We start from the raw sequence: 10,946 nt of genomic DNA, 5'->3' as shown, positions 1-10,946 counted from the left end.
TATAAACGAGGTCTCTATGTCCATACTCGATCTGAACGCCCTTAACGAACTGCCAAAAGTCGAACGTATTCTGGCGCTGGCGGAAATCAACGGCCAGCTGGAAAAGCTGGACGCCGAAGGGCGCGTGGCGTGGGCGCTGGAAAACCTGCCGGGAGAGTACGTGCTCTCGTCGAGTTTTGGTATTCAGGCGGCGGTGACCCTGCATCTGGTGAATCAAATCCGACCGGACATTCCGGTGATCCTCACCGATACCGGCTACCTGTTCCCCGAAACCTACCAGTTTATTGACGAGCTGACGGACAAGCTTAAGCTGAACCTGAAAATTTACCGCGCGGAAGAGAGCGCGGCCTGGCAGGAGGCACGCTACGGCAAACTCTGGGAGCAGGGCGTTGAGGGCATTGAGAAATACAATGAGATCAACAAGGTCGAGCCGATGAACCGCGCGCTGAAAGAGCTGAACGCGCAGACGTGGTTTGCGGGCCTGCGCCGCGAGCAGTCCGGCAGCCGGGCGACGCTCCCGGTGCTGGCGCTACAGCGCGGCGTGTTCAAAGTGCTGCCGATTATCGACTGGGATAACCGCACGGTTTACCAGTACCTGCAAAAGCACGGGCTTAAATACCATCCGCTGTGGGACCAGGGCTATCTGTCGGTCGGCGATACCCACACCACGCGCAAATGGGAGCCGGGCATGGCGGAAGAAGAGACGCGCTTCTTTGGGCTCAAACGCGAGTGCGGGCTGCACGAAGGGTGATCAAATTTCAGCCCTCTCTCTGTCGGAGAGGGCTGGATGAGGGCATCAGGCCGCACGATGCTTAAAAACCTCAAACTTTCCCCGCTTTCGCCAGCTCCTTCACCAGCGGCAGCATCACTTTCATCACGTCGCGGCTGCGGTGCTCAATGCGCTGCGGCAGCGCGCTATCAATGTGCTGCTGGTTATCCAGCCTGACGTCGTGCCAGCTCGTCCCGTCCGGGAAGGCTTTCGATTTTGCGCGCTGCTGGTAGCCATCTTTCTTACCCAGCCCCCAGTTGGTGGCCTCCACGTACAGCACCGGAATACCCGCTTTATCAAACACTTCCCCGTCGTTACAGCAGCCCGTGCCTTTTGGATAGTTCGGATTGTCGCCTGGGTTGGTGGTGGCATAAACGCCGTGGCTGCGGGCAATCGCCAGCGCCCGGTCGCGGGTTAATTTCCGCACGCTGTTCGGCGTGCTTTGTCCGCTATTGAAATAAAGCTTATCGCCGACGATCAAATTATCGAGATTAATCACCAGCAGGGTATTTTTCTTCTCTTCTGCGCTCATGCGCTTAAGGAGATTCTCAGCGCCGAGCGATCCTTCCTCTTCGCCGCTGGTAGCAACAAAGCGAATGCCGTACTGCGTCGGAATATTTTTCATGCGCTCGGCCAGCTCAAGCATCACGCCCAAACCCGCCGCGTTATCGTCCATGCCCTGCAGCGTCAGCCCGCCGAGGTTGTTATCCGTGTCGGTATCGCTCATGGGCGCGAAGGTGTCCAGATGCGCCAGAATCATAATCTGGTGAGGCCCTTTACCCTCGTGGGCGGCAATCACCGTACTGCCGGTGACGTTACGCCAGTTTTGCGTTTTATTGCGCGAGGTATAAATGTAGCGGCTGTGGAATGCCCGAATGTCGCTCCGGTAGCCCATGTCGGCAAACTGCTGGCGAATATAATCCGCGGAGAGCATTTCGGCCGGCGTGCCGGTCATACGGCCAGGAAAAACCGTGGCAATATGCCGCGCCTGCTGGGCGGCGATTTCACCGTACGGTTGATTTTTTGCCTGGGCGGAAAAGATAAAGCAAACGCCGAGCGCCAGGGCAGCAATACGGTGGCGCGTTGCGGAAAACATAGTGAGTCCTTAAAAACAGAGCAAAATTTTAACTCGCTTAGTATGAAACCGTGATCCCGCTTACACAATTTGAATTGCGCTTAAATACCCGAAATTTCGCCTGTTAAGCACTTTTTGACATTAGCTTTTCCAGCGCGTTATTCCATTGAGTAACTACTCATTCCAATTCGTAATTTCATTCGCTCTAAGCCGCCCCCTATAGTCCCTCTATTCCTCATTTTTAGTTGAGCTGTTGCGCCGTGGATTACCTGCCTCTCTTTGCTGCAATTAACGATCGCCCGGTACTGGTTGTAGGGACGGGCGAGATCGCCGATCGCAAAATTGCCTTTTTGCGACGCGCCGGTGCACGCGTGCAGGTTATCGAGGGCGACGATTTTCACGACGCGATGCTGGACAACGTGGTGCTGGCCATCGCCGCCACCGAGGACCGCGCGCTTAACCGCCGCGTGTTCGACGCGGCGAACGCGCGCCACCGGCTGGTAAACGTGGTCGACGACCAGCCGTTGTGCTCGTTTATCTTCCCGTCGATTGTCGATCGCGCTCCGCTGCTGATTGCCATCTCGTCCGGCGGCAACGCGCCGGTGCTGGCCCGGCTGTTGCGCGAGAAGCTTGAAGCGCTGCTGCCCGCAAGCCTTGGGCGAATGGCGCAAGTAGCTGGACGCTTTCGCGATCGTCTCAAGACTCAGGTTAAAACCACCGACGGCCGCCGCCGCTTCTGGGACCGCGCCTTTCGCGGGCGCTTTGCCAGCCTGATGGCGGCGGGCAACGAGCGGGAAGCTGAGCGGGTGCTGGAAGCGTCTCTGACGCAGCCGGAACGGGCGCAGGGCGAGATTATCCTCGTCGGCGCGGGGCCGGGTGACGCGGGGCTATTAACCCTGCGCGGCCTGCAGGTCATCCAGCAGGCGGATATCGTTTTCTACGACCATCTGGTCAGCGACGGGGTGCGCGAGCTTATCCGCCGTGACGCGGAGAAAATCTGCGTGGGCAAACGGGCGGGCGAGCACTCGGTGCCGCAGCACGACACCAACCAGATGCTGATTGAGGCGGCGAAGGCGGGCAAAACCGTGGTGCGCCTGAAGGGCGGCGATCCGTTTATCTTCGGGCGCGGCGGCGAAGAGCTGCAGGCGGCCGCCGAGGCGGGCGTACCGTTCCAGGTGGTGCCCGGCATCACCGCAGCGTCCGCGGTCACGGCGTATGCCGGTATTCCGCTTACCCACCGTGATTATGCCCAGAGCGTCACCTTCGTGACGGGCCACTACAAGCCCGACAGCGCGCCGTTCGACTGGTCGCATCTGGCCCAAAGCCGCCAGACGCTGGCGATCTACATGGGCACGATGAAGGCGGCGGACATCAGCGCGCAGCTCATTCAGCACGGTCGCGAAGCGGCCACGCCGGTCGCGGTGATCTCCCGCGGCACGCGCGCCGATCAGCACGTTGCGATCGGCACATTACAGGATCTTGCAGCCCTGGCGAAAGACGCCCCGATGCCCGCGCTGATCGTGGTCGGGGAAGTGGTGCAGCTGCACGACACGCTCGCCTGGTTTCAACACACAACAGACGCAGAGAACCTTCGTTCATCTGTGGTGACTCTGGCTTAAGGAACGGTTATGGACCAAAAACGACTTACTCACCTGCGGCAGCTCGAAGCGGAAAGTATCCATATTATCCGCGAAGTGGCGGCCGAGTTCTCTAACCCGGTGATGATGTACTCCATCGGCAAAGACTCCAGCGTAATGCTGCACCTGGCGCGTAAAGCGTTTTATCCGGGCACGCTGCCGTTCCCGCTGCTGCACGTGGATACCGGCTGGAAATTCCGCGAGATGTACGAGTTCCGCGACCGCACCGCTAAGGCCTACGGCTGCGAGCTGCTGGTGCATAAAAACCCGGAAGGGGTGGCGATGGGCATCAACCCATTCGTCCACGGCAGCGCAAAGCACACCGACATCATGAAGACCGAAGGGCTGAAGCAGGCGCTGAACAAGTACGGCTTTGACGCGGCCTTCGGCGGCGCGCGGCGTGACGAAGAAAAATCCCGCGCGAAAGAGCGTATCTACTCCTTCCGCGACCGCTTCCACCGCTGGGACCCGAAAAACCAGCGCCCGGAGCTGTGGCACAACTACAACGGCCAGATCAACAAAGGCGAAAGCATTCGCGTTTTCCCGCTCTCCAACTGGACCGAGCTGGATATCTGGCAGTACATCTTCCTCGAAAATATCGAGATCGTGCCGCTGTACCTCGCGGCGGAGCGCCCGGTACTGGAGCGCGACGGCATGCTGATGATGATCGACGACGATCGCATTGACCTGCAGCCGGGCGAAGTGATCAAAAAACGCATGGTGCGCTTCCGCACCCTCGGCTGCTGGCCGCTGACCGGCGCGGTGGAATCCAGCGCGCAGACGCTGCCGGAGATCATCGAAGAGATGCTGGTCTCGACCACCAGCGAACGACAGGGCCGCATGATCGACCGCGACCAGGCAGGCTCCATGGAGCTGAAGAAACGTCAGGGTTATTTCTAAGGAGCCGCCATGAACACCACGATTGCACAACAAATTGCCGACGAAGGCGGCGTTGAAGCGTACCTGCACGCACAGCAGCACAAAAGCCTGCTGCGCTTCCTGACCTGCGGCAGCGTCGACGACGGGAAAAGCACCCTGATTGGCCGCCTGCTGCACGATACGCGCCAGATTTATGAAGATCAGCTCTCATCCCTGCACAATGACAGCAAGCGTCACGGGACGCAGGGCGAAAAGCTCGACCTGGCGCTGCTGGTGGACGGCCTGCAGGCCGAGCGCGAGCAGGGCATCACCATTGACGTGGCCTACCGTTATTTTTCCACCGAGAAGCGCAAATTTATTATCGCCGACACCCCGGGGCACGAGCAGTACACCCGCAATATGGCGACCGGCGCGTCCACCTGCGATCTGGCGATCCTGCTGATCGACGCCCGCAAAGGCGTGCTGGATCAAACCCGTCGCCACAGCTTTATCTCCACGCTGCTGGGGATCAAGCACCTGGTGGTGGCGGTGAACAAAATGGATCTCGTTGAGTTTAGCGAAGCGCGCTTCGACGAGATCCGCCAGAGCTACCTGACCTTCGCCGAGCAGCTGCCGGGCAATCTGGACATTCGCTTCGTGCCGCTCTCCGCGCTGGAAGGGGACAACGTCGCTTCCCAGAGCGCGAACATGCCGTGGTACAGCGGCCCGACGCTGCTGGAAGTACTGGAAACCGTGGAGATTCAGCGCGTGGTGGAAACCCAGCCGATGCGCTTCCCGGTGCAGTACGTTAACCGTCCAAACCTCGATTTCCGCGGCTTCTCCGGCACGATTGCCTCCGGCACCGTGCAGGTGGGCCAGCGCGTCAAGGTGCTGCCGTCCGGCGTGGAATCCGCCGTTGCGCGCATCGTCACCTTCGACGGCGACCTGCCGGAAGCGGGCGCGGGCGAGGCGGTGACGCTGGTGCTGAAGGATGAAATTGACATTAGCCGCGGCGACCTGCTGGTCGACGTCAGCGAAACGCTGGCGGCGGTGCAGGGCGCGTCCGTGGACGTGGTGTGGATGGCCGAGCAGCCGCTGACGCCGGGCCAGAGCTACGACATCAAAATCGCGGGCAAGAAAACCCGCGCCCGCGTGGACGGCGTGCAGTACCAGGTTGATATCAATAATCTGACCCAGCGCGAGGTGGACGAGCTGCCGCTGAACGGCATTGGCCTGGTGGATCTGACCTTCGACGAGCCGCTGGTGCTCGATCCGTATGCGCAAAATCCGGTAACGGGCGGGCTGATCTTTATCGACAGGCTGACCAATGTCACCGTGGGAGCGGGGATGGTGCGCGAGCCTAACGCGCAGGCAGCCACGACCGGCGAATTTAGCGCCTTTGAGCTGGAGCTGAACGCGCTGGTGCGCAAGCACTTCCCGCACTGGGGCGCACGCGACCTGCTGGGAGGCAAGTAATGGCCGCTCACGATGAGAACGTTGTCTGGCATCCTCATCCGGTCACCGTTGCGCAGCGGGAGCAGCTCCACGGCCACCGTGGGGTTGTGCTGTGGTTTACCGGGCTTTCCGGCTCCGGTAAATCCACCGTCGCCGGGGCGCTGGAGGAGGCGCTCCACCAGCAGGGCGTGAGCACCTACCTGCTGGACGGCGACAACGTGCGCCACGGCCTGTGCAGCGATTTAGGGTTTAGCGACGACGACCGCAGGGAGAACATTCGTCGGGTGGGCGAGGTTGCCAGCCTGATGGCGGACGCCGGGCTGGTGGTGCTGACCGCGTTTATCTCTCCGCACCGCGCCGAGCGCCAGATGGTGCGCGAGCGCGTCGGGCACGATCGCTTTATCGAGGTGTTTGTCGATACCCCGCTGGAGATCTGCGAGGCGCGCGATCCGAAAGGGCTGTATAAGAAAGCGCGGGCGGGCGAGCTGCGAAACTTCACCGGAATCGACTCGGTTTACGAAGCGCCTGATTCCCCTGAGATTCACCTGCAGGGCCAACAATTGGTAACAAATTTAGTGAGCCAATTATTAGACCTGCTCAGGCGGGACGATATTATCAGATCCTGAGACGGTATCGTTCGGGAGCCGTTGTCCCGGACGATAGGTCACAGTCACAGGATTAGCTATGCGCAACAGTGAAAACTACATAATCACCGGATCAGAGCCGTTGACGACGCAAGACGAGACGACCTGGTCCCTCCCCGGGGCCGCGCTCGGCTTCATTTCGTGGTTGCTGGCGCTGGGCATCCCCTTTCTTCTCTACGGCGGCAACACGCTGTTCTTCTTTCTTTATACCTGGCCTTTCTTCCTCGCGCTGATGCCCGTTGCGGTCGTGGTCGGGATTGCGCTGCATTCGCTGCTTAACGGCAGGCTGCTTTTCAGCGCCGTGGTCACGATTGTGACGGTGGTGGTGATGTTTGGCCTGTTATTTTTGTGGCTCATGGGCTAACTTCAGCCATAATTCAAACCGTAAACAACCGTGTGGCAATATTGTGCAGGGCGATTCTGCAAAAAAAATGTGGTACATTTGCCCGCGATGTTGCGGCATCTCTGTGACCCCGGCGTAGAGTCCAGGGGCGTTTTGGGATGATGATGCCGTTTTTCAGGGGGCAGGATGGGTAAACTAACGCTGCTGCTGCTGGCTTTGCTGGTCTGGCTGCAATATTCGCTGTGGTTCGGTAAGAACGGGCTGCACGACTATAGCCGGGTAAGCGATGACGTGGCGGCTCAGCAGGCAACAAACGCCAAACTTAAGGCGCGAAACGATCAACTTTTTGCTGAAATTGATGACCTCAATGGCGGGCAAGAGGCGATTGAGGAACGCGCACGCAACGAACTCAGTATGACTAAGCCGGGCGAAACGTTTTATCGTCTGGTTCCGGATGCGTCTAAACGCAATCAGGGCTCAGCACAAAACAATCGATAATCAGGCCCAGGATTACGACATGGCAGCAACTTTTTCGGACGTATGTGCCGTGGTGCCGGCCGCAGGTTTTGGCCGGCGCATGCAGACAAAATGTCCTAAGCAGTATCTTTCTATTGGCGACAAAACGATCCTCGAACACGCCGTGGCTGCGCTGCTGGCGCACCCCAGGGTCACGCACGTCGTGATCGCCATCAGCCCGGGCGATGCCCGCTTTGCGCGGCTACCGCTGGCAAATCATCCGCAGATTACCGTTGTCGACGGCGGCGCCGAGCGCGCCGATTCCGTGCTGGCGGGCCTTCGTGCGGCCAAAAACGCGCAGTGGGTGCTGGTGCACGACGCCGCGCGCCCTTGCCTGCATCAGGATGATTTGGCGAGCCTGCTGGCGCTGAGCGAATCCAGTAAGGTTGGCGGCATTCTGGCCTCTCCGGTACGCGACACCATGAAGCGCGCCGAGCCGGGCAGCCAGGCCATCGCCCACACCGTTGAGCGCGTCGATCTATGGCACGCGCTGACGCCCCAGTTTTTCCCCCGCGAACTCCTCCACGATTGCCTGACGCGCGCGCTTAACGAAGGGGCGACCATTACGGACGAAGCCTCGGCCCTGGAGTATTGTGGTTTTCACCCAACGCTTGTTGAAGGACGCGCTGATAACATTAAGGTGACGCGCCCCGAAGACCTGCAGCTCGCGGAATTTTATCTTACCCGTTCGACCCATCAGGAGAAGTCATAATGCGAATTGGACACGGTTTTGATGTACACGCCTTTGGAGGCGTTGGCCCAATTATCATTGGCGGCGTGCGCATTCCCTACGAAAAGGGGCTGCTGGCGCATTCTGATGGCGACGTGGCGCTCCACGCGCTGACCGATGCGCTGCTCGGCGCAGCCGCGCTGGGCGATATCGGCAAGCTATTCCCGGACACCGATCCGGCGTTCAAAGGCGCGGACAGCCGCGAGCTGCTGCGCGAAGCCTGGCGCCGCATTCAGGCGAAGGGCTATACCCTTGGCAACGTCGACGTCACCATCATCGCCCAGGCGCCAAAGATGCTGCCGCATATTCCCCAGATGCGCGTGTTCATCGCCGAAGATCTCGGCTGCCATATGGACGACGTTAACGTCAAAGCCACCACCACCGAGAAGCTTGGCTTTACCGGCCGCGGCGAAGGCATCGCCTGTGAAGCCGTGGCGCTGCTGGTTAAGGCGGCCAAATGACCGATTTTGACAGCCTGACATACCTGCACGGCAAACCGCAGGGGAACGGCCTGCTGAAGGCCAATCCTGAAGATTTCGTGGTGGTGGAAGACTTAGGGTTTGAGCCGGACGGCGAGGGCGAGCACATCCTGGTGCGGATCCTGAAAAACGGCTGCAACACGCGCTTTGTGGCCGACGCGCTGGCGAAATTCCTGAAAATCCACGCCCGCGAAGTGAGCTTTGCCGGACAGAAGGATAAGCATGCGGTCACCGAGCAGTGGCTTTGCGCCCGCGTGCCCGGCAATGCGATGCCTGATTTAAGCAAATTTGAGCTTGAGGGCTGTAAGGTGCTGGAGTACGCCCGCCACAAGCGCAAGCTGCGCCTTGGCGCGCTGAAAGGCAACGCGTTTACGATCGTGCTGCGCGAAGTGACGAACCGTGACGACGTGGAAAAGCGCCTGAGCGCCATCGGCGAGCAGGGCGTGCCGAACTACTTTGGCGCGCAGCGTTTCGGCATCGGCGGCAGCAACCTGCTCGGCGCGCTGCGCTGGGCGCAAAGCGACGCGCCCGTCCGGGACAGGAATAAGCGCAGTTTTTGGTTGTCTGCGGCCCGCAGCGCGTTGTTTAATCAGATTGTGAGCGAGCGGCTGAAAAAACCGGACGCGAATCAAGTTGTTGTCGGCGATGCGCTACAATTAGCGGGACGCGGAAGCTGGTTCGTGGCGACGGCCGAGGAAATGGCCGACGTGCAGGCGCGCGTGGACGCCAAAGCGCTGATGATCACCGCCGCGTTGCCCGGTACGGGCGACTGGGGCACGCAGGGCGACGCGCTCGCTGCGGAGCAGTCCGCCGTTGCGGATGCGCCGGAATTACAATCACTGCTGGTGCGGGAAAAGGTCGACGCGGCGCGCCGGGCGATGCTGCTCTACCCGCAGCAGCTTAGCTGGAATTGGTGGGATGACGTAACCGTTGAGTTACGCTTCTGGCTGCCGGCAGGGAGCTTTGCCACCAGCGTTGTCAGGGAACTTATCAACACATCGGGTGACTATGCGAATATTGCTGAGTAACGATGACGGGATACACGCGCCGGGCATTCAGACGCTGGCGAAGCACCTCCGCGAATTTGCGGACGTGCAGGTCGTGGCTCCCGATCGTAACCGCAGTGGGGCGTCTAACTCCTTGACCCTGGAGTCGTCGCTTCGCACCTTTACCTTTGATAACGGCGATATCGCCGTGCAGATGGGCACGCCAACCGACTGCGTATTTTTGGGCGTGAACGCGCTAATGCGCCCGCGTCCCGATATCGTCGTCTCCGGCATTAACGCCGGGCCAAACCTGGGCGATGACGTGATCTACTCCGGCACCGTTGCGGCGGCGATGGAAGGGCGTCACCTCGGCTTCCCGGCGCTGGCGGTGTCGCTTAACGGCCACACCCATTACGACACCGCGGCGGCGATAACCTGCACGCTGCTTCGCGCGCTGGGCCGCGAGCCGCTGCGCACCGGGCGCATCCTGAACATCAACGTGCCGGATTTGCCGCTTGACGAGATCAAGGGCATCCGCGTGACGCGCTGCGGCAGCCGCCATCCCGCCGATCAGGTGATCCCGCAGCAGGACCCGCGCGGCAATACGCTGTACTGGATCGGGCCTCCCGGCGAGAAGTGCGATGCCGGGCCGGATACGGACTTTGCCGCCGTTGACGAAGGCTATGTCTCCGTTACCCCGCTGCACGTAGATTTAACCGCCTATAGCGCGCATGATGTGGTGTCGGACTGGCTGGAGCGGGTCGGGGTGAACGTGTAATGGTAAGTAAACGTGTACAAACTCTTCTGGAACAATTACGCGCGCAAGGGATCGCCGACGAGCATGTGCTTGATGCACTCGCTCAGGTTCCACGTGAAAAATTTGTCGACGAGGCGTTTGAGCACAAAGCGTGGGAAAACGTCGCGCTGCCTATCGGGCAGGGCCAGACGATTTCCCAGCCCTACATGGTGGCGCGCATGACGGAGCTCCTGGAGCTAACGCCGGAATCCCGCGTGCTGGAGATTGGCACGGGCTCGGGCTATCAAACCGCGATTCTGGCGCACCTCGTGCATCATGTATGCTCCGTCGAGCGGATTAAAGGTTTACAGTGGCAGGCGCGTCGTCGCCTGAAACAACTTGATTTACATAATGTTTCGACACGCCACGGTGATGGATGGCAGGGTTGGCAGGCTCGCGCCCCGTTTGATGCCATCATCGTCACGGCGGCACCGCCCGAAATTCCCGCTGCGCTGCTGTCGCAGCTGGACGACGGCGGCATTCTGGTTTTGCCCGTTGGGGACGCGCATCAGCTGCTGAAGCGCGTTCGTCGACGCGGCGGCGAGTTTATTATCGATACCGTGGAAGCCGTGCGCTTTGTGCCTCTCGTGAAGGGAGAGCTGGCCTGAGACTCGGATTTATCCAGGGTTATTAAGGCAAATTCAGCGTATGGTGTGGC

The 10,946-nt window shown here is 60.3% G+C and carries 13 protein-coding genes; 12 read left to right on the top strand and 1 reads right to left on the bottom strand.

Going from position 1 to position 10,946, the window contains the following annotated elements; translation table 11 throughout:
- Positions 1–16 precede the first annotated feature (16 nt).
- The gene (gene cysH / locus AB8804_RS16160) at positions 17–751 is read left to right on the top strand and encodes a phosphoadenosine phosphosulfate reductase (RefSeq protein WP_371187908.1); all 735 of its coding nucleotides are present in this window, start codon (positions 17–19) and stop codon (positions 749–751) included.
- Between the two features lie 70 nt (positions 752–821).
- On the opposite strand, the gene AB8804_RS16155 is transcribed toward cysH, so the two are convergent.
- Positions 822–1,865 carry an aminopeptidase gene (locus AB8804_RS16155; RefSeq protein ID WP_371187906.1) on the bottom strand — a complete coding sequence of 348 codons (1,044 nt, stop codon included), beginning with the start codon at positions 1,863–1,865 and terminating at the stop codon, positions 822–824.
- 239 nt (positions 1,866–2,104) lie between these two features.
- Here AB8804_RS16155 and cysG point away from each other — a divergent pair, with 239 nt between their 5' ends.
- The 11 genes from cysG (at position 2,105) to AB8804_RS16100 (ending at position 10,896) form a co-directional block, all read left to right on the top strand.
- A complete protein-coding gene (gene cysG / locus AB8804_RS16150; RefSeq protein ID WP_371187904.1) occupies positions 2,105–3,463 on the top strand; it encodes a siroheme synthase CysG in 1,359 nt (452 codons plus the stop codon).
- Positions 3,464–3,472: 9 nt separating this feature from the next.
- Entirely contained in the window at positions 3,473–4,381 is a 909-nt protein-coding gene (gene cysD, locus AB8804_RS16145; RefSeq protein WP_371187902.1) for a sulfate adenylyltransferase subunit CysD, read from the top strand.
- Positions 4,382–4,390: 9 nt separating this feature from the next.
- On the top strand, positions 4,391–5,815 hold the full coding sequence (cysN, locus tag AB8804_RS16140; protein WP_371187900.1) for a sulfate adenylyltransferase subunit CysN: 1,425 nt from the start codon (positions 4,391–4,393) through the stop codon (positions 5,813–5,815).
- Positions 5,815–6,420, top strand: a complete 606-nt coding sequence (cysC, locus tag AB8804_RS16135) for an adenylyl-sulfate kinase (RefSeq protein WP_371187898.1) — start codon at positions 5,815–5,817, stop codon at positions 6,418–6,420. The genes cysN and cysC overlap by 1 nt, the downstream gene beginning before the upstream one ends.
- Positions 6,421–6,478: 58 nt before the next feature.
- Positions 6,479–6,802, top strand: coding sequence for a DUF3561 family protein (locus AB8804_RS16130; protein ID WP_371187896.1), 324 nt, complete (start codon positions 6,479–6,481; stop codon positions 6,800–6,802).
- Positions 6,803–6,967: 165 nt separating this feature from the next.
- Positions 6,968–7,279 carry a cell division protein FtsB gene (gene ftsB, locus AB8804_RS16125; protein ID WP_003862095.1) on the top strand — a complete coding sequence of 104 codons (312 nt, stop codon included), beginning with the start codon at positions 6,968–6,970 and terminating at the stop codon, positions 7,277–7,279.
- A gap of 19 nt (positions 7,280–7,298) precedes the next feature.
- Entirely contained in the window at positions 7,299–8,009 is a 711-nt protein-coding gene (ispD, locus tag AB8804_RS16120; RefSeq protein ID WP_371187892.1) for a 2-C-methyl-D-erythritol 4-phosphate cytidylyltransferase, read from the top strand.
- Complete coding sequence (ispF, locus tag AB8804_RS16115; protein ID WP_003862097.1) at positions 8,009–8,488, top strand: 2-C-methyl-D-erythritol 2,4-cyclodiphosphate synthase; 480 nt, start codon at positions 8,009–8,011, stop codon at positions 8,486–8,488. Before ispD ends, ispF begins: the two co-directional genes overlap by 1 nt.
- Positions 8,485–9,534: a tRNA pseudouridine(13) synthase TruD gene (truD, locus tag AB8804_RS16110; protein WP_371187889.1), complete on the top strand. Its 1,050-nt coding sequence runs from the start codon at positions 8,485–8,487 to the stop codon at positions 9,532–9,534. The genes ispF and truD overlap by 4 nt, the downstream gene beginning before the upstream one ends.
- Complete coding sequence (surE, locus tag AB8804_RS16105) at positions 9,515–10,270, top strand: 5'/3'-nucleotidase SurE (protein ID WP_371187887.1); 756 nt, start codon at positions 9,515–9,517, stop codon at positions 10,268–10,270. Before truD ends, surE begins: the two co-directional genes overlap by 20 nt.
- Positions 10,270–10,896, top strand: a complete 627-nt coding sequence (locus AB8804_RS16100) for a protein-L-isoaspartate(D-aspartate) O-methyltransferase (protein ID WP_371187884.1) — start codon at positions 10,270–10,272, stop codon at positions 10,894–10,896. Before surE ends, AB8804_RS16100 begins: the two co-directional genes overlap by 1 nt.
- The last annotated feature ends 50 nt before the right edge of the window (positions 10,897–10,946 follow it).

The sequence above is a fragment of the Enterobacter sp. KBR-315C3_2022 genome, from assembly GCF_041399425.1.
Taxonomy (GTDB): domain Bacteria; phylum Pseudomonadota; class Gammaproteobacteria; order Enterobacterales; family Enterobacteriaceae; genus Enterobacter.
The sequence above is the reverse complement of the archived record's forward strand: the minus strand, read 5'-3'. Positions and strand labels throughout refer to the sequence as shown.